Consider the following 17,243-nt stretch of genomic DNA (forward strand, 5'->3'; position numbering starts at 1 on the left):
AGGTCCTTCCTTACGTCACTTGGCGGCAGCGGCCGGAGCGTCCTCGCCGAGCAGCTTGCCGTCGCCGGTCTCGAACTGCTTCTTGAACTCCGCGATCGCGTCGCCGACGGCCTGCAGGGTGTCGTCGGACATCTTGCCGCCCTCGCGGATGGAGGTCATGAGGCCCTGCTCCTTGCGGTGCAGGTACTCCAGGAGCTCCTTCTCGAAGCGGCGGATGTCGGAGACCGGGACGTCGTCCATGCGGCCGGTGGTGCCGGACCAGACGGAGACGACCTGGTCCTCGGTGGCCATCGGCTGGTACTGGTCCTGCTTCAGCAGCTCGACCATGCGCTGACCACGCTCCAGCTGGGCCTTGGACGCCGCGTCCAGGTCGGACCCGAAGGCGGCGAACGCCTCCAGCTCACGGAACTGGGCGAGGTCGACGCGCAGCCGGCCGGAAACCTGCTTCATCGCCTTGTGCTGCGCGGAACCACCGACTCGGGAGACGGAGATACCGACGTTCAGCGCGGGACGCTGACCGGCGTTGAACAGGTCCGACTCCAGGAAGCACTGGCCGTCGGTGATGGAGATGACGTTGGTCGGGATGAACGCCGAGACGTCGTTGGCCTTGGTCTCGACGATCGGCAGACCGGTCATCGAGCCGGCGCCCATGTCGTCGGAGAGCTTGGCGCAGCGCTCCAGCAGCCGGGAGTGCAGGTAGAAGACGTCGCCCGGGTAGGCCTCGCGGCCCGGCGGACGGCGCAGCAGCAGCGACACGGCGCGGTAGGCGTCGGCCTGCTTCGACAGGTCGTCGAAGATGATCAGGACGTGCTTGCCCTCGTACATCCACTGCTGGCCGATGGCCGAGCCGGTGTACGGCGCCAGGTACTTGAAGCCGGCCGGGTCGGAGGCCGGGGCGGCGACGATGGTGGTGTACTCCAGCGCGCCGTTCTCCTCCAGCGCGCGGCGGACCGACGCGATCGTCGAGCCCTTCTGGCCGATGGCGACGTAGATGCAGCGGACCTGCTTGCTCGGGTCGCCGGTGCGCCAGTTGTCGCGCTGGTTGATGATCGTGTCGACGGCCAGGGCGGTCTTGCCGGTCTGGCGGTCACCGATGATCAGCTGACGCTGACCACGGCCGATCGGGGTCATCGCGTCGACGGCCTTGTAGCCGGTCTCCATCGGCTCGTGCACCGACTTGCGCTGCATGACCGTAGGGGCCTGCAGCTCGAGGGCGCGGCGACCGGAGGTCTCGATCTCGCCGAGGCCGTCGATCGGGTTGCCGAGGGGGTCGACCACGCGGCCGAGGTAGCCCTCGCCGACCGCGACGGAGAGGACCTCACCGGTACGGCTGACCGGCTGCCCCTCCTCGATGCCGCTGAACTCACCGAGAACGATGGCACCGATCTCGCGCTCCTCGAGGTTGAGGGCGAGGCCGAGGGTGCCGTCCTCGAACTTCAGCAGTTCGTTGGCCATGGCCGAGGGCAGCCCCTCGACCTTCGCGATGCCGTCGCCGGCAAGGGTGACCGTACCGACCTCCTCGCGCGAGGCCGCGTCCGGCTCGTACGACTGGACAAAGTTCTCCAGCGCGTCCCGGATCTCCTCCGGCCGGATCGTGAGCTCCGCCATCTGGGTTCCCTGCTCTCCTTGTTGGGCCCGAAGTTTCTTTGGGGGGATCTGGGGGCTCCCCCCAGAAACTTTGCAATCCTCTGCACGGCCCAACCAGGGCCGTAGGTACGTACTGCTTGTTCAGTTGGCGCGTCGGCCGCGTGGCCGCTAGCTCGCCAGACGGCGGCCGGCGTCCTCGAGGCGGTCGGCGATGGAGCCGTTGATGACCTCGTCACCGACCTGCACCCGGATCCCGCCGAGGACCTCGGGGTCCACGTCCAGGTTGAGGTGCATCGGGCGGCCGTAGAGCTTCGCGAGGGCGGCGCCCAGGCGCTGCTTCTGCGTGTCGCTCAGCGGCACCGCCGACGTGACGACGGCCACCATGCGGTCCCGCCGCTCGGCGGCGAGCTTGGACAGGGACTCCAGTCCCGTCTCCAGGCTACGTCCCCGCGGTGCGGTGACAAGGCGCGTCACCAGTCGCTCGGTGACCGGCTTGGCCCGGCCGCCGAGCAGACTGCGCAGCAGCTCGCCCTTGGCCGGGGCGCCGGCCCGGCGGTTGGTCAGCGCGGCCCGCAGCTCGGTGCTGGAGGAGACGATCCGGCCGAACCGGAACAGCTCGTCCTCGACGTCGTCGAGCGTGCCGTCCTGCTGCGCCGCGGTGAGGTCGGCGGTGTCCGCCAGCTCCTCCAGCGCGTCCACCAGGTCGCGCGACTGCGACCAGCGGGAGCGCACCATGCCGGACACCAGGTCGGCGGTCGGGCCGCCGACGTGGGAGCCGAGCAGTCGCTGTGCCAGTCCGGCCTTGGCCTCTGCGGACTGCGCCGGGTCGGTGAGGACCCGGCGCAGCGACACCTCGCGGTCGAGCAGCGCGGTGACGGCGGCCAGCTCGCCGGCGAGCGAGCCCGCGTCCACGGGCGTGGAGTCCGTCAGCGCGTCGAGACGCTCACGTGCGGCTGCCAGGGCCTCCCGGCTCGCTCCGTGCATCGTCATCGGGCCGCCTCAGCCGTCGTCGACTTGTCGTCGAGCTCGTCGAGGAACCGGTCGATGACGCGGCTCTGCCGGGCGTGGTCCTCGAGGGACTCGCCCACCAGCTTGCCGGCCAGATCCGTGGCGAGCTTGCCGACGTCCTGGCGCAGCGTCGACGCGGCGGCCTTGCGGTCGGCCTCGATCTGGGCGTGACCGGCGGCGACGATCTCCTCGCGCTGCCGCTGGCCCTCCGCGCGCATCTCGGCGATCAGCGCGGCGCCCTGCTCCTGCGCCTCCTGGCGCAGTCGCGCGGCCTCGTGCCGGGCCTCGGCGAGCTGGGCCTTGTACTGCTCGAGGACGCTCTGGGCCTCGGTCTGCGCGGCCTCGGCCTTCTCGATACCGCCCTCGATGGCCTCGCGACGCTCTTCCAGAACCTTGTTGATGTTCGGGAGAAGCTTCTTGGCGAGGAAGCCGAAGACGATGACGAAGGCGATCAGGCCGATGACAAGCTCGGGGATCGGCGGAATGAGGGGGTTCTGCTCCTCTGCCGCGATCGTGAGCAGATTGCTCATGGGTGTGCCTTTCGTCTAGTCGGCTGGTCGTGGATCAGCGATCAGTAGCCGTAGACGAACGGCATGACCAGGCCGATCAGGGCCAGCGCCTCACAGAAGGCGAAGCCGAGGATCTGGTTGGCACGGATCAGGCCGGCGGCCTCGGGCTGACGGGCCAGGGCCTGGGTGCCGTTACCGAAGATGATGCCGACGCCGACGCCGGGGCCGATCGCGGCAAGACCGTAACCGATGGAACCGAGGGAACCTTCGACGGCAGCAAGGTGCTGGGACATGCCAGTTCTTCCTTTTCCTTTACGGACCGGTGGGGGTTGGCCACCGGACGATTGGTGGGCGGGTGGTGGTGCGGGCTCGCTCAGTGGTGCTCGGCCAGCGCGCCCTGGATGTAGGTGCAGGTCAGAAGGACGAACACGTACGCCTGCAGGGCCTGGATGAACAGCTCGAACGCGGTCATCACCAGCACCATCACGAACGAGACACCCGCGTAGGCGATGCCGACGCCGTTCAGCAGGTACCAGCTGGCGATGGTGAACAGGACCAGCAGGGTGTGACCGGCGAACATGTTCGCGAAGAGTCGGACGGCGTGGGTGAACGGGCGGATCAGCAGGTTCGAGAAGAGCTCGATCAGCATCGCCAGCGGCAGCACCGCGCCGAGCGACTTGTCGTAGCCGGTGACGTTCTTCCAGAAGCCGACGAAGCCCTGACGCTTGAAGGTCAGGACCACCCACGTGACGTAGACGATCAGAGCCAGGACCAGCGGGTAGGCGATGATCGAGGTGACCGGGAACTGGGCGACCGGGATGATCGACCACAGGTTCATCATCCAGACGAAGAAGAACAGCGAGACGACCAGCGGGACGTACTTCTCGCCCTCCTTCTTGCCGATGGTCTCGTAGACGACTCCGCGCCGGATGAAGTCGTAGCCCGCCTCGGCGACCATCTGGAGCTTGCCGGGGACGACCTGCGGCCGGCGGAAGGCGGCCCAGAAGAAGCCGATGACGATGATCGAGCCGAGCAGCGCCAGCAGCATCGGCTTGTTGAAGTACAGGTTGCTGTCCGCGTCGCCCCAGAGAGGCTGGAACAGGAACGAGTGCAGGCCCGGGGAAACCTCGGCGAAGCCGCAGCCATCGAAGATGTGGCAGTCGGTCTCGAAGGCGAGCACCTGCGTCGGGTCAGCACTCACCGCGGGCTCCTTCATCGTGGCGCATGGGTACGGCAACCTCGTTGTGTCGGCGCGGCGCGCAGCCGCGGTTCGGCACGGGACTGGTGTTACGGATTTTGGGGCGGCTGTGGGGCATCTCGCCTCGCGATTGAGCAGGCGTCAGCTCGGATGCCCGCGCCCGCGATGCCGCAGTTGGCACCGGACGATAGCAGGGTCTCTTACCCGTCCTTATCCCGGCCCTACCCCTCACGACGAGTGGCCCGTCTTCTCGGGCTTGTTGCCCTCGGAGTCGGGTTCCACGTAGAGGATCTTGGCCTTCATGTGGGCACGCGTCTGTGCGGCGATCCACACGAGGGTGCCGACGACCAGCGTGATGGCGAAGGACCGGGGATTGAAGAGCGTCGTGTTCTTGAACGCGGCGAGGAAGATGAACAGCAGCAGGATCTGAGCCGCGTAGAGCATCAGGCCCATCGCCTGGAAGAGGTGCGGGAGCGATTTGGCGGTGCGCTGCAGTACGTACAGGCCGATGCCCATGAAGAGGACGACCACCAGCGTCGCCACGACGGCTCCGAGGGCGCCCTTGCCACCGGCGACCGCCGCACTGACGGTGGCGGCGATCGCACCGGCGGCAGCCGTGGGCACGGCGGCCTGGGCCAGGGTCCGGACGTCGTTGGACGGCATGGCGGCAACTCCGCTTTTCACAGGGGGCAGGGGTGTCGTCATGGACGAGCGTAATCCCGGGCCGAGTGGTCACCTCACGCCGAGGAGGCCGTCGCACTACGGCCCTTCGGCTCTGTCCCGGGGTTCTCGTGAACCGTATCACAAACTATTTGATGAGGTCTTTACCTGAGGGTGTGCTCACTCTCACACATGAGAGTGACAGTGCGCGTTTGAGCTGTCACGAGGGCGATTTGTCTGATAGTGGAGCGCTTTGGCGTCCAGCGGTGCCTCAGGAGCGTCCCAGGAGCTTCCCACGGGATGGCAATGCTCTCGCCGGATTCTTACCTTGGCAGCCGCGAACGAGGGCCGATGGCCGTCGCGCCGTTGACGCCCGGGACACCGGAGCTGCCCGGGACACCGGAGCCGCCCGGGACATCGGCCCCGGCGGAGCCGACACCGGCCGCCACCGGCACGCGCTCCTCCTCGTCGCCGTCCGGGCCCGCGGGCCCCGCCGCCGCCGGCACCGGCTCCACGGCTGCCGCACGGCGGCGTCGGTAGCGGGGCGGGACCAGGGCCTCGGCCCAGCGCGGGGCGCGCGGGGTGAAGCGGGGCAGCAGGAGCAGGACCAGGCCGACCGCGCTGAGGCCTACCACGCCCAGCACGATCCACATCGAGGCCGAGTTCACCGAGTAGGCGAGCGCCCCGAAGGCGATCAGCGCCGACCAGAAGTACATGATCAGCACCGCGCGGCTGTGCGAGTGTCCGACCTCCAGCAGCCGGTGGTGCAGATGCCCCCGGTCCGCGGCGAACGGCGACTGGCCCCGCCAGGTGCGCCGCACGATGGCCAGGATCAGGTCGGCGGCCGGGATCGCGATGATGGTCAGCGGCATCAGCAGCGGGATGTAGACCGGCACCATCTGGTGCACGGTGTTGCGCTCGGAGCCCGAGAACAGCTTCATCGCGTCCGGATCGACCTGGCCGGTGACCGAGATCGCGCCCGCCGCCAGCACCAGGCCGATCAGCATCGAGCCGGAGTCGCCCATGAAGATCCGCGCGGGGTGCATGTTGTGCGGCAGGAAGCCGAGGCACATGCCCATCAGGATCGCGGCGAACAGCGTGGCCGGAGCGGCGGCCTCGATGCCGTACGAGTACCAGATCCGGTAGGCGTACATGAAGAACGCGGCCGAGGCGATGCACACCATGCCCGCCGCGAGCCCGTCCAGGCCGTCCACGAAGTTCACCGCGTTGATGGTGATCACGACCAGGGCCACCGTCAGCAGCGTGCCCTGCCACTGGGTCAGCGCCACGTTGCCGACGCCCGGGATGGGCAGCCACAGGATCGTCAGACCCTGCACCACCATCACACCCGCGGCGATCATCTGGGCGCCCAGCTTGATCAGCGCATCGATCTCGAACTTGTCGTCAAGGACGCCGATCAGCCAGATCAGGGCCGCGCCGGAGAGCAGCGCGCGCGGCTCGTTGGAGCGCTCGAAGACCTCACTGAGGTTGGTCAGGTGGTCGGCGACCAGCATGCCCGCGCACAGGCCGAAGAACATGGCGATCCCGCCGAGCCGCGGAGTCGGTTCCCGGTGCACGTCCCGGGCCCGGATCTCCGGCATCGCTCCCGCCACGATCGCGAACTTCCGCACCGGCCCCGTGAGCAGGTACGTCACCGCGGCCGTGATGCAGAGCGTCAGCAGGTATTCACGCACTGGCTTCCCCACAGGTCTCGCTGGCCATCTCAGCCCCACACCCTAGCGAGGTGCGCATATCAGTGGGGACTTCCGGGTAGCGACGATGGTTGCACGTGTGTCTGTGTACGCGAGTACGGCTGCCCCCGTTCAGCCCCGAGAGGCCGGTCGGACCAGCCCGGGCGGGCGGGTCCGTCCGGCTACGGCAGGAGGGCGGGTCAGCCCGGATACGGCGGGAAGGCCGTGGCCAGATCCCGTACCCGCTCCCGCGACTCGGCGGCCTCCACCTCACCCCGCAGGACTCCGGCCAGCAGCCCGGCGACCGTGCCCATCTCCCCCTCCCCCATGCCCTGGGTGGTGACCGCCGCGGTGCCCAGGCGCAGGCCCCGGGCGTCGCCGTGCGGCAGCGCACAGCAGTCCAGGACCAGCCCGGCCGCCGCCAGCCGGCCGCGCGCGGTGCGCCCGTCGACGCCGAGCGGGGCCGGGTCGGCGGTGAGCAGATGGGTGTCGGTGCCGCCGGTGGTCACGACCAGCCCCTCCGCGGCCAGGCCGGCCGCCAGCACCCGGGCGTTGGCGACCACCCGATGGGCGTACCCGGCGAAGGCGTCGGTCGCCGCCTCCCCGAAGGCGACGGCCTTGGCGGCGATGGTGTGCATCTGGGCGCCGCCCTGGGTGAACGGGAACACGGCCCGGTCCACCCGCTCGGCCAGTTCGCTCCCGCACAGGATCATGCCGCCGCGCGGGCCGCGGAGCACCTTGTGGGTGGTCGCGCACACGATGTCGGCGTACGGCACCGGGCTGGGCGCCGCTCCCCCGGCGACCAGCCCGATGGGGTGGGCGGCGTCCGCGATCAGGTAGGCGCCGGCCTCGTCGGCGACCTCCCGGAAGAAGGCGTGGTCGATGTGGCGCGGGTAGGCGATGGACCCGCACACGATCGCCTTGGGCCGGTGCAGGCGGGCCAGGGTGCGCACCTGGTCGTGGTCCATGAGCCCGGTCTCGGCGTCCACCCCGTAGGCGACGAACTCGAACCAGCGGCCGGAGAAGTTGGCGGGCGAGCCGTGGGTGAGATGGCCGCCGTGGGGCAGGCCGAGGGCGAGGACGGTGTCGCCGGGGCGCAGCAGGGCGGCGTAGGCGGCGAGCACCGCGGAGGAGCCGGAGTGCGGCTGGACGTTGGCGTGCTCGGCGCCGAAGAGGGCCTTGGCGCGCTGCACGGCGAGGCGCTCGGCGACGTCCACGATCTCGCAGCCGCCGTGGTGGCGGGCGCCGGGGTAGCCCTCGGCGTACTTGTTGGCGAGCGGTGAGCCGAGGGCGGCCAGCACGGCCGGGGAGGTGAAGTTCTCGGCGGCGATCAACTGGAGGGTCGTCGACTGCCGGTGGTGTTCGGCGAGGAGGATCTCGGCCAGCTCGGGGTCCTGCCGCCGCAGGACATCGGCATCGGCCGCTGGGGCGTGGGTGACCGACATGGTGCGCTCCGGGCGTGCGGCGACGTTGACGGTGACGGTGACGTACGTCCCAATGTAGGCCCGCCGCGGGCCGTCGTCCCGCTGGGAAGGGGCGGGTGGGCATGGCGCCGAGGGCGCGCTACGCCCGCGACGCGACCCCCGTCAGTGCCGTCACCACCGGGTCCAGCGCCTGGTGTATCTCGTCCCCGATGGAGCGGAAGAACGTCAGCGGCGCCCCGTAGGGGTCGTAGACCTCGTCCGCCTCCGCCGTCGGTGCCAGCAGCCAGCCGCGCAGTGCCGCCGCGGCCCGTACGAGCGCGCGGGAGCGGACCACCAGCCCCTCCTCCAGGGACGGCAGCGTCGCCGGGTCGATGGCGTTCACCAGCCGGGTGAACTCCTTCAGCGTGAAGGTGCGCAGCCCCGCCGAGTGGCCCATGGAGATGACCTGGGCCCGGTGGTCGCGGGTCGCCGTCAGCACCAGGTCGGCGCGGATCACATGCTCGTCGAGCAGCTCGCGGCCGACGAAGCCGGAGGCGTCCGCGCCGAACTCGGCGAGCACCGTCTCGGCGTTGGTCTCCATGGGCGCGCCCTCGTGCCCCCAGGTGCCCGCGCTCTCCACGATCAGTCCGCCGCCCAGGACGCCGAGACGTTCGTGCACGAAATGCCGGGTGAGCCGCTCGGTGATGGGCGAGCGGCAGACGTTGCCGGTGCTGACGTGGAGGATGCGGAAGCTGTCGCGCGGGAAGCCGAACGTGCTCGTCTGCTCCGCCGCCCGTTCCCCGCTGCCTATGCCGCGCCCCGCCTCAGGGGCCGTCAATTCGCCACCTCGAGGTCGGGTACGACCTTTCGCAGCTCCTGAGCCGACAGTGCGCCCGCGCGCAGCAGTACGGGCGTCTCGCGGGTGACGTCGACGATGGACGACGGGACGATGCCGGGGGTGCGGCCGCCGTCGAGGTAGACGGAGACGGAGTCGCCGAGCATCGCCTGCGCGGCGTCGCAGTCCTCGGGGGCCGGGTGGCCGGTGAGGTTGGCGGAGGAGACGGCCATCGGGCCGACGTCGGTGAGCAGCTCGATGGCGACCGGGTGCAGCGGCATGCGCACCGCGACGGTGCCCCGGGTGTCCCCGAGGTCCCACTGCAGGGACGGCTGGTGCCGGGCGACCAGGGTGAGCGCGCCCGGCCAGAAGGCGTCGACCAGCTCCCAGGCCTGCTCGGAGAAGTCGGTGACCAGTCCGTGCAGGGTGTTCGGGGAGCCGATCAGGACCGGGCTGGGCATGTTGCGGCCCCGGCCCTTGGCCTCCAGCAGGTCACCGACGGCCTCCGAGGAGAATGCGTCGGCGCCGATGCCGTAGACGGTGTCCGTGGGCAGCACCACCAGTTCGCCACGGCGCACTGCGGACGCGGCCTCACGCAGACCGGTCACGCGGTCGGTCGCGTCGTTGGTGTCGTATCGCCGTGCCATAGCTAGCGGGCCTCCTCGTACACGTGCTGCGGATGCGAAGTCGGGTGCGGGCTCACGGCAGCGCCTTGCGGGCGGTCGCGAACCGGGGGCGGTTGTTGAGGTCGGGGTGGTCGGCCGCGTCGGCCCAGCCCCGTTCCTCTGCGAAGATCCACGGCACCTGACCGCCCTGGGTGTCGGCGTGCTCGACGACGACCACGCCGCCGGGGCGCAGCAGCCGGTGCGCGGTGCGCTCCAGGCCGCGGATCAGGTCGAGGCCGTCCTCGCCGGAGAACAGGGCCAGCTGCGGGTCGTGGTCGCGGGCCTCGGGGGCGACGTACTCCCACTCGGTGAGCGGGATGTACGGCGGGTTGGAGACGACCAGGTCGACCTGGCCGTCGAGGTCGGGGAAGGCGGTCAGGGCGTCGCCCTGGCGCAGCTCGACCCTGGACCCCTCCATGTTCTTGCGGGTCCACCTGAGGGCGTCCTCGGACAGCTCCACGGCGTACACGCGCGAGCGCGGCACCTCCTGGGCGAGGGCGAGCGCGATGGCTCCGGAGCCGGTGCACAGGTCGACGATGCAGGGCTCGACGACGTCCATGGCGCGCACGGCGTCTATGGCCCAGCCGACCACGGACTCGGTCTCCGGCCGCGGCACGAAGACGCCGGGGCCGACCTGGAGCTCCAGGTAGCGGAAGTAGGCGCGTCCGGTGATGTGCTGGAGCGGTTCGCGGGCCTCGCGGCGCGCGACGACCTCCCAGTACCGGGCGTCGAAGTCGGAGTCCTTCACGGAGTGCAGCTCACCGCGCTTGACGCCGTGCACGAACGCGGCGAGCTCCTCCGCGTCGGTGCGCGGCGAGGGCACGCCGGCGTCGGCCAGCCGCTGGGTGGCCTGGGCCACCTCCAAGAGCAGCAGGTTCACGCTGGTCCTCCGGGAGTACTCGTACGTGCGTTACGCGGCGGCGAGCTTGGCGGCCGAGTCCGCGTCGACACAGGCCTGGATCACCGCGTCGAGCTCGCCGTCCAGGACCTGGTCCAGGTTGTACGCCTTGAAGCCGATGCGGTGGTCCGAGATGCGGTTCTCCGGGAAGTTGTAGGTACGGATCTTCTCGGAGCGGTCGACGGTGCGGACCTGGCTGCGACGGGCGTCGGCGGCCTCCTTCTCCGCCTCCTCCTGCGCCATGGCGAGCAGCCTGGAGCGCAGGATACGCAGTGCCTGCTCCTTGTTCTGCAGCTGGCTCTTCTCGTTCTGGCAGGAGGCGACGACTCCGGTCGGCAGGTGCGTGATGCGCACCGCGGAGTCGGTGGTGTTGACGGACTGGCCGCCGGGTCCGGAGGACCGGTAGACGTCGATGCGCAGATCGTTGGGGTTGATCTCCACGTCGATCTCCTCGGCCTCGGGGGTCACGAGGACGCCCGCCGCCGAGGTGTGGATCCGGCCCTGGGACTCGGTGGCCGGGACGCGCTGCACCCGGTGCACGCCGCCCTCGTACTTCAGCCGGGCCCACACGCCCTGTCCGGGCTCGGTGGCGCCCTGGCCGCCCTTGGTCTTCACGGCGACCTGGACGTCCTTGTAGCCGCCCAGCTCGGACTCGGTGGCGTCGATGATCTCGGTCTTCCAGCCGATCCGCTCGGCGTACCGCAGGTACATGCGCAGCAGGTCCCCGGCGAACAGGGCGGACTCGTCGCCGCCGGCGCCCGCCTTGATCTCCAGGATGACGTCCTTGTCGTCGCTGGGGTCGCGCGGGACCAGCAGCAGCCGGAGCTTCTCGGTGAGCTCGTCGCGCTGCTGCTCCAGCTCCTTGACCTCGGCGGCGAAGTCGGGGTCGTCGGCCGCCAGCTCACGGGCGGTGTCGATGTCGTCGCCGGACTGCTTCCAGGAGCGGTACGTGGCGATGATCGGGGTGAGTTCGGCGTAGCGCTTGTTCAGCCTGCGCGCGTTGGCCTGGTCGGCGTGGACCGACGGGTCGGCGAGCTGCTTCTCCAGGTCGGCGTGCTCGGCGACGAGTTCCTCGACGGCCTCGAACATCTTGGGGCTCCTGATACTGCGGTGAAGGGGAGGGCGGGCGACCAAAAACGCCGGTCCCGGCGCGCCCGGGCGGGGGCGCGGCCGTGGACCGGCGGTTCGGTGCTCGCTACTTCTTGGAGCCGGCGGCAGCCTTGCCGAAGCGGGCCTCGAAGCGGGCCACGCGGCCACCGGTGTCGAGGATCTTCTGCTTGCCCGTGTAGAACGGGTGGCACTCGGAGCAGACCTCGGCCCGGATGGAGCCGGACTCGATGGTGCTGCGGGTGGTGAACGACGCGCCGCAGGTGCAGCTGACCTGCGTCTCGACGTACGCGGGGTGGATGTCGCGCTTCAAGGTGTCTCCTAGGTTCCGGGAGGGCGCCGGGTCGCTGCCGCGGGATGCGGGAGCGTGAACCGGAGCCGACGTACCAGTCTGCCAGGACTGGCGTCTTCTCCCAAAACCGGGGGTTGCCGTCCGGTATTCCCGGTGGGGCCGCCGATGCCCGCCCCGGCCGCCCTATCCGGCGTTCACCACACCGCCGGCCTCACCCGTGGCCGTGCCCTCCGTGGCCGACTCCGGGATCGGCCTGTCGTTCTTCAGGGCCGTCCAGACCTGCTCTGCCTTGGTCTCCTCCAGGAGGACCCGGTTCGGGTCCACCGGGTCGTACACCACCGGCATGGTGACCATGGTCAGGTCCGAGGAGGCGATGTTCTTCAGACCCGCCGCGAAGGACATCAGGGAGTTCACCGAGCCGAGCTCGGAGTCGGTGGTGACGGACTTGGTGGCGGTGTCGGCGAGGTCGTAGAGCCGCTTGGGGTTGCCGAGCAGGCCGATGTCCTTGACCTGGTCGACCAGGGCCTTCACGAAGGCCTGCTGGAGCTGGATGCGACCCAGGTCGGAGCCGTCGCCGACGCCGTGCCGGGTGCGGACCAGACCGAGCGCCTGCTCGCCGGTGAGGCGGTGGGTGCCGGCCTCGAGGTCGAGATGGCTGTCGGGGTCGTCGATGTCCTGGGTGGTGGTGACCTCGACGCCGCCGAGGTCGTCGATCAGCTGCTGGAAGCCGCTGAAGTCGATCTCCAGGTAGTGGTCCATGCGGAGCCCGCTCAGCGTCTCCACGGTCTTCACGGCGCAGGCGGCGCCGCCGGTGGAGTACGCCGAGTTGAACATCACGGAGTCGGCGGCGGGGTGCACCCTGCCGTCGGTGCCGGTGCACTCGGGCCGGTCGACGAGGGTGTCGCGCGGGATCGAGACCACGCTGGCCGTCCGGCGGCCCTCGTGAACGTGCACGATCATCGCGGTGTCGGAGCGGGCGCTGCCGTCGTCGGTGCCGCCGCCCAGCTCGCGGTTGCCGCCTGACCGGCTGTCCGAGCCGAGGACCAGGATGTTCTCGGAGCCGCCCGCGGCCTTGGCCGGGCGGTCGGTGCCCAGGACCTGGTTGATGTCGACGCTTCTGAGGTTGCCGTTGAGCTTGAAGTACACGAAGCCGGCGCCGGTACCACCCAGGATCACGATGCCCGCGGCGGTCCAGGCCGCGACCAGCAGCCCCTTGCGGCGTCCGGTGCGCGGCTTGCGGCGGCGCCCCTTGCTCCGGCGGCCCGGCCCGTCGGGGCCGGGCGCCCCGGGTATGCCGGGTTCCGGCGTGCTCTCGGCAGACATGTACTCCTCGGCTCTTCTCTCCGGTCGGGTACCCCCTTGCACTCGGGGTCCCTCCGTAGCTCAGACGGCGGAATTCGGCCAAGGGTTGCACGACAGCCTGTGTCCGTTCGGTACGGGAATGTGCACAAAGGGCCGCCTCGGAGTTCCCGGGACGGCCCTGAGCACCGTCATGGCGTACCTGGACCGGACGGCCGAGGCGGGCCGGACGGCCGGAGATCCGGGCCGGACGGCCGGAGATCCGGGCCGTCGGCCGATGAGGTCGAAGACCCCTGCCGCCGCTCCGGTCACCGTCCGGAGGCTGATGGCCAAGTGGTCGCAGGCAGGACGAAGAACCGACGGACGCGGATCCGACGAGGGCGGCACGGACCCGTGGGTCCGCGTGGACCTCCGTGAGTCGGCACACCCCCTGGGCGTATCCGAGAATACGTTCCCCCCACTGCGGTGCGCCGGTCCTACACGGCGGAAGTCCCGCCCGTCACCTCTGTGACGGGCGGGACTTCCGGAGAGTGCCGAAGACGCCGGTGGCGGGTCAGTCGCCGTTGCCCGGGGTCGGGGTCGTCTTCTGGATCTGCATCAGGAACTCGACGTTCGACTTGGTCTGCTTCATCTTGTCGAGGAGCAGCTCGATCGCCTGCTGCTGGTCGAGCGCGTGCAGCACCCGGCGCAGCTTCCAGACGACGGACAGCTCCTCGTTGCCGAGCAGGATCTCCTCCTTGCGGGTACCGGACGCGTCGACGTCCACCGCCGGGAAGATGCGCTTGTCGGCGAGCTTCCGGTCGAGCTTGAGCTCCATGTTGCCGGTGCCCTTGAACTCCTCGAAGATCACCTCGTCCATGCGGGACCCGGTGTCCACCAGCGCGGTGGCGAGGATGGTCAGCGAGCCGCCGTCCTCGATGTTGCGGGCCGCACCGAAGAAGCGCTTCGGCGGGTACAGGGCGGTCGAGTCGACACCACCGGACAGGATGCGGCCGGAGGCCGGGGCGGCGAGGTTGTACGCGCGTCCCAGGCGGGTGATCGAGTCGAGCAGGACGACCACGTCGTGGCCCAGCTCCACCAGGCGCTTGGCGCGCTCGATGGCCAGCTCCGCGACGGTGGTGTGGTCCTCGGCCGGGCGGTCGAAGGTCGAGGAGATGACCTCGCCCTTGACCGACCGCTGCATGTCGGTGACCTCTTCCGGACGCTCGTCGACGAGGACGACCATCAGGTGGCACTCGGGGTTGTTGTGGGTGATCGCATTGGCGATCGCCTGCATGATCATGGTCTTGCCGGTCTTCGGCGGGGCCACGATCAGACCGCGCTGGCCCTTGCCGATGGGCGAGACCAGGTCGATGATGCGGGTGGTGAGGACGCCGGGGTCGGTCTCCAGACGGAGCCGGTCCTGCGGGTACAGGGGCGTCAGCTTGTTGAACTCCGGGCGGCCGCGGCCGTGTTCGGGCGCCATGCCGTTGACGGAGTCCAGGCGGACCAGCGCGTTGAACTTCTCGCGCCGCTCGCCCTCCTTGGGCTGGCGGACCGCACCGGTGATGTGGTCGCCCTTGCGCAGGCCGTTCTTGCGGACCTGGGCGAGGGAGACGTACACGTCGTTCGGGCCGGGCAGGTAGCCGGAGGTCCGGATGAAGGCGTAGTTGTCGAGGATGTCCAGGATGCCCGCGACGGGGATCAGGACGTCGTCCTCGGCGATCTGCGGCTCGGAGACGTCGTCGCGGCCGCGACGGCCCCGGCGGTCACGGTAGCGGCCGCGACGGCCGCGACGGCCGCCCTCGAAGTCGTCGTCGTTCTGGCCGCCCTGCTGACGCTGCTGGCCGCCGCCCTGGCCCTGCTGGTCCTCGCCCTTGCCGCGGCGGTCCCGGCCGCGGTCGCGGCGGTCCCGGCGGCGGCCCTCGCCACCGCCCTCACCGGCGTCGGAACGGGCGTCGCCCTGGCCGCCGCCCTGCTGGCCCTGCTGCTGCGCGGGGGCCTCGGCCCTCGGCTCGCTCCTGGCCTCGGCTGCGACGGTCTCGGGGGCGGCCGGGCTGCCGGCATCGGCGGTGGCGCGGCGACGGCGGCGCTCGGTGGGCGCGTCGTCGCTGGCGGGCTGACCCGGGATCTCGATCTGCTGCTGGCTGCCGGCCTTCTCGGCCGGGGCCTCGGCGGCCACCTTGTCCGCCTTCTTGTCGGCCTTGCCGCCCTTGTCGGCCTTCTCGGCCTTGTCGGCCTTGTCGCCCTTGGCGGTCTTGTCCGCCTTGTCGGCGGCGGCCTCGTCGCCCGTACGGGCGCGGGAGGTGGCGCGACGCTTCGGCTTGGCCTCGGTGGCGTCCTCGGCCTTGGCGGGGGCTCCCCCCGCGGCCTGCGCCTCCTTGATGACCTCGATCAGCTGGCTCTTGCGCATCCGCGCGGTGCCCCTGATGCCGAGGCCGGATGCGACCTGCTGCAGCTCGGCCAGCACCATGCCCTCGAGGCCGGTACCGCGGCGCCGCCGGGAGCCGGCACCAGTGGCAGGCGCGGAGGCGTCCGTGGCGGGCGCTGCAGCGGTCTCCTCGACACGTGCGCCCATCAGATCGGTGGTGTCGCTCACGAAGGGTCCTTCCCTGGAGCGGACGTCGGCCTGTCTGGCTCGGCGACCGGTTGTGCTGTCCGGCTTCGGTCCTTGCTGTGTGAACCGTGCCGGGGCGGTGGTCCGCCTAAGCGGCGGAAGAGATATCTGGTGATGGCGCTTCCTTGAGCCGTGGCACCCAGTGTCTGTGTCACGCGGCGTGGTCGCACCGGTTCCGGAGCGTGCCCGTCGGGCCGCTCAGTGTCGGCACAGGCCGTACTGCCCGCGTACGGCATCCACCACACAGTGCGACTTGGGGGGCTCCCGGAAGAATGTCTGTCCCGGACGGGGACACGAGGCACCTCGCCATGGTGGGGTCGGGTGCAGACTTGAGGTTAACACTACCGGATCCAACAAACATTCCCCCTCTCGTAATCCGGCAACCGTGTGTCAGGGCGCCAGCGGCAGGACGCTCGCCCCCTGCAGATCCAGGCTCAGCCGGTTCGCCGCCCAGTCCCGGCCCGCCAGGGCCTCGACCTTGTCGGCGGTGTCCGCGTCGGCCAGGGCCATGACGGTGGGCCCGGCCCCGGAGATCACCGCGGGGACGCCGTCCGCCCGCAGCCGCTCCACCAGCGCCGCGCTCTCCGGCATGGCGGGCGCGCGGTACTCCTGGTGGAGCCGGTCCTCGGTGGCCGGCAGCAGCAGCTCCGGGCGGCGGGTGAGGGCCTCCACGAGCAGCGCGGCGCGGCCGGCGTTGACGGCGGCGTCGACGTGCGGCACGGTGCGCGGCAGCAGGCCACGGGCCGTCTCGGTCAGTACCGGCTTTCCGGGCACGAAAACCACCGGAACGATGGAATCGGCGGGCTCCGTCCTGATCGCCCGCGCGGCACCGCCGTCCATCCAGGACAGGGTGAAGCCGCCGAGCAGACAGGCCGCGACGTTGTCGGGGTGGCCCTCGATCTCGGTGGCCAGGTCGAGCAGCGCGGCGTCGTCCAGGCGGGCCTCGCCGCCTATGGTGACGGCCCGGGCGGCGACGATGCCGGCGCAGATCGCGGCGGAGGAGGAGCCCAGGCCGCGGCCGTGCGGGATGCGGTTGGCGCAGACGATCTCCAGGCCGCGCGGCTGGCCGCCCAGGGCGTCGAACGCGGTGCGCAGGGAGCGGACGAGAAGGTGCTTCTCGTCGCGCGGCAGCGTCTCGCTGCCCTCCCCCGCGATGTCGATGTGCAGCCCGGAGTCGGCCACCCGGACGACCACGTCGTCGTACAGGCCCAGCGCGAGGCCGAGGGCGTCGAAGCCCGGGCCGAGGTTGGCGCTGGTGGCGGGGACGCGCACCCGGACGGCGGCGGCGCGGAACGCTGGACCGGCCATCGCTCGTTGACTCTCCTTGAGCTGCGTGATGGTCGAATGACTTCCGAGGAATATTCGAGGGACATTCGATGACGTACGGGAAACCCGGGGGCCGCCTTCCCTTCCGGACGGGCGACCGCGTCCCGACCGCCGGCCGGCCGCGGAGACGGCGCGGCCGTGCCCTGATGCGGAGGCATATGCGGCGGGC

16 protein-coding genes are annotated in these 17,243 nt (G+C 70.6%); all 16 read right to left on the reverse strand.

Annotation, left to right across the window (positions count from 1 at the left end; all coding sequences use genetic code 11):
* Window positions 1-15: 15 nt before the first annotated feature.
* Complete coding sequence (gene atpA / locus V5O46_RS22780; RefSeq protein ID WP_332886524.1) at window positions 16-1,608, reverse strand: F0F1 ATP synthase subunit alpha; 1,593 nt, start codon at window positions 1,606-1,608, stop codon at window positions 16-18.
* Between the two features lie 147 nt (window positions 1,609-1,755).
* Window positions 1,756-2,571: a F0F1 ATP synthase subunit delta gene (locus V5O46_RS22785; protein ID WP_332886594.1), complete on the reverse strand. Its 816-nt coding sequence runs from the start codon at window positions 2,569-2,571 to the stop codon at window positions 1,756-1,758.
* Between the two features lie 2 nt (window positions 2,572-2,573).
* Window positions 2,574-3,125 (reverse strand): F0F1 ATP synthase subunit B, encoded by a 552-nt coding sequence (locus V5O46_RS22790; protein WP_332886525.1) that lies wholly within the window; start codon window positions 3,123-3,125, stop codon window positions 2,574-2,576.
* Between the two features lie 41 nt (window positions 3,126-3,166).
* Window positions 3,167-3,397, reverse strand: coding sequence for an ATP synthase F0 subunit C (atpE, locus tag V5O46_RS22795; protein WP_332886526.1), 231 nt, complete (start codon window positions 3,395-3,397; stop codon window positions 3,167-3,169).
* A gap of 80 nt (window positions 3,398-3,477) precedes the next feature.
* Window positions 3,478-4,320: a F0F1 ATP synthase subunit A gene (gene atpB, locus V5O46_RS22800; protein WP_332886527.1), complete on the reverse strand. Its 843-nt coding sequence runs from the start codon at window positions 4,318-4,320 to the stop codon at window positions 3,478-3,480.
* A gap of 210 nt (window positions 4,321-4,530) precedes the next feature.
* Window positions 4,531-4,965 (reverse strand): hypothetical protein, encoded by a 435-nt coding sequence (locus V5O46_RS22805; RefSeq protein WP_332886528.1) that lies wholly within the window; start codon window positions 4,963-4,965, stop codon window positions 4,531-4,533.
* Window positions 4,966-5,285: 320 nt separating this feature from the next.
* Window positions 5,286-6,656, reverse strand: a complete 1,371-nt coding sequence (locus tag V5O46_RS22810) for an MraY family glycosyltransferase (RefSeq protein WP_332886529.1) — start codon at window positions 6,654-6,656, stop codon at window positions 5,286-5,288.
* Window positions 6,657-6,853: 197 nt separating this feature from the next.
* On the reverse strand, window positions 6,854-8,098 hold the full coding sequence (locus tag V5O46_RS22815; protein WP_332886530.1) for a serine hydroxymethyltransferase: 1,245 nt from the start codon (window positions 8,096-8,098) through the stop codon (window positions 6,854-6,856).
* Window positions 8,099-8,216: 118 nt separating this feature from the next.
* Window positions 8,217-8,894 (reverse strand): arsenate reductase/protein-tyrosine-phosphatase family protein, encoded by a 678-nt coding sequence (locus V5O46_RS22820; protein ID WP_332886531.1) that lies wholly within the window; start codon window positions 8,892-8,894, stop codon window positions 8,217-8,219.
* Window positions 8,891-9,538, reverse strand: a complete 648-nt coding sequence (locus V5O46_RS22825) for an L-threonylcarbamoyladenylate synthase (protein WP_332886532.1) — start codon at window positions 9,536-9,538, stop codon at window positions 8,891-8,893. Before V5O46_RS22825 ends, V5O46_RS22820 begins: the two co-directional genes overlap by 4 nt.
* A gap of 52 nt (window positions 9,539-9,590) precedes the next feature.
* Window positions 9,591-10,436 carry a peptide chain release factor N(5)-glutamine methyltransferase gene (gene prmC, locus V5O46_RS22830; RefSeq protein WP_332886533.1) on the reverse strand — a complete coding sequence of 282 codons (846 nt, stop codon included), beginning with the start codon at window positions 10,434-10,436 and terminating at the stop codon, window positions 9,591-9,593.
* 30 nt (window positions 10,437-10,466) lie between these two features.
* A complete protein-coding gene (prfA, locus tag V5O46_RS22835; RefSeq protein ID WP_332886534.1) occupies window positions 10,467-11,543 on the reverse strand; it encodes a peptide chain release factor 1 in 1,077 nt (358 codons plus the stop codon).
* Between the two features lie 106 nt (window positions 11,544-11,649).
* Window positions 11,650-11,874, reverse strand: coding sequence for a 50S ribosomal protein L31 (gene rpmE, locus V5O46_RS22840; protein ID WP_141358350.1), 225 nt, complete (start codon window positions 11,872-11,874; stop codon window positions 11,650-11,652).
* Between the two features lie 162 nt (window positions 11,875-12,036).
* Window positions 12,037-13,176, reverse strand: a complete 1,140-nt coding sequence (locus V5O46_RS22845) for an LCP family protein (RefSeq protein WP_332886535.1) — start codon at window positions 13,174-13,176, stop codon at window positions 12,037-12,039.
* Between the two features lie 529 nt (window positions 13,177-13,705).
* Complete coding sequence (gene rho, locus V5O46_RS22850) at window positions 13,706-15,730, reverse strand: transcription termination factor Rho (RefSeq protein ID WP_332886536.1); 2,025 nt, start codon at window positions 15,728-15,730, stop codon at window positions 13,706-13,708.
* A gap of 408 nt (window positions 15,731-16,138) precedes the next feature.
* The gene (thrB, locus tag V5O46_RS22855) at window positions 16,139-17,056 is read right to left on the reverse strand and encodes a homoserine kinase (RefSeq protein WP_332886537.1); all 918 of its coding nucleotides are present in this window, start codon (window positions 17,054-17,056) and stop codon (window positions 16,139-16,141) included.
* Window positions 17,057-17,243: the final 187 nt, after the last annotated feature.

This window comes from Streptomyces poriticola, assembly GCF_036689765.1.
Taxonomy (GTDB): Bacteria; Actinomycetota; Actinomycetes; order Streptomycetales; family Streptomycetaceae; genus Streptomyces; species Streptomyces poriticola.

What these genes read in the sequence shown, in the direction of transcription:
- V5O46_RS22815 (WP_332886530.1), bottom strand. Translation starts at nt 8,098, where the DNA reads ATGTCGGTCACCCACGCCCCAGCGGCCGATGCCGATGTCCTGCGGCGG.
- atpB (WP_332886527.1), bottom strand. Translation starts at nt 4,320, where the DNA reads ATGAAGGAGCCCGCGGTGAGTGCTGACCCGACGCAGGTGCTCGCCTTC.
- prfA (WP_332886534.1), bottom strand. Translation starts at nt 11,543, where the DNA reads ATGTTCGAGGCCGTCGAGGAACTCGTCGCCGAGCACGCCGACCTGGAG.
- atpE (WP_332886526.1), bottom strand. Translation starts at nt 3,397, where the DNA reads ATGTCCCAGCACCTTGCTGCCGTCGAAGGTTCCCTCGGTTCCATCGGT.
- atpA (WP_332886524.1), bottom strand. Translation starts at nt 1,608, where the DNA reads ATGGCGGAGCTCACGATCCGGCCGGAGGAGATCCGGGACGCGCTGGAG.
- V5O46_RS22790 (WP_332886525.1), bottom strand. Translation starts at nt 3,125, where the DNA reads ATGAGCAATCTGCTCACGATCGCGGCAGAGGAGCAGAACCCCCTCATT.
- V5O46_RS22785 (WP_332886594.1), bottom strand. Translation starts at nt 2,571, where the DNA reads ATGCACGGAGCGAGCCGGGAGGCCCTGGCAGCCGCACGTGAGCGTCTC.
- thrB (WP_332886537.1), bottom strand. Translation starts at nt 17,056, where the DNA reads ATGGCCGGTCCAGCGTTCCGCGCCGCCGCCGTCCGGGTGCGCGTCCCC.
- V5O46_RS22825 (WP_332886532.1), bottom strand. Translation starts at nt 9,538, where the DNA reads ATGGCACGGCGATACGACACCAACGACGCGACCGACCGCGTGACCGGT.
- V5O46_RS22805 (WP_332886528.1), bottom strand. Translation starts at nt 4,965, where the DNA reads ATGCCGTCCAACGACGTCCGGACCCTGGCCCAGGCCGCCGTGCCCACG.
- V5O46_RS22845 (WP_332886535.1), bottom strand. Translation starts at nt 13,176, where the DNA reads ATGTCTGCCGAGAGCACGCCGGAACCCGGCATACCCGGGGCGCCCGGC.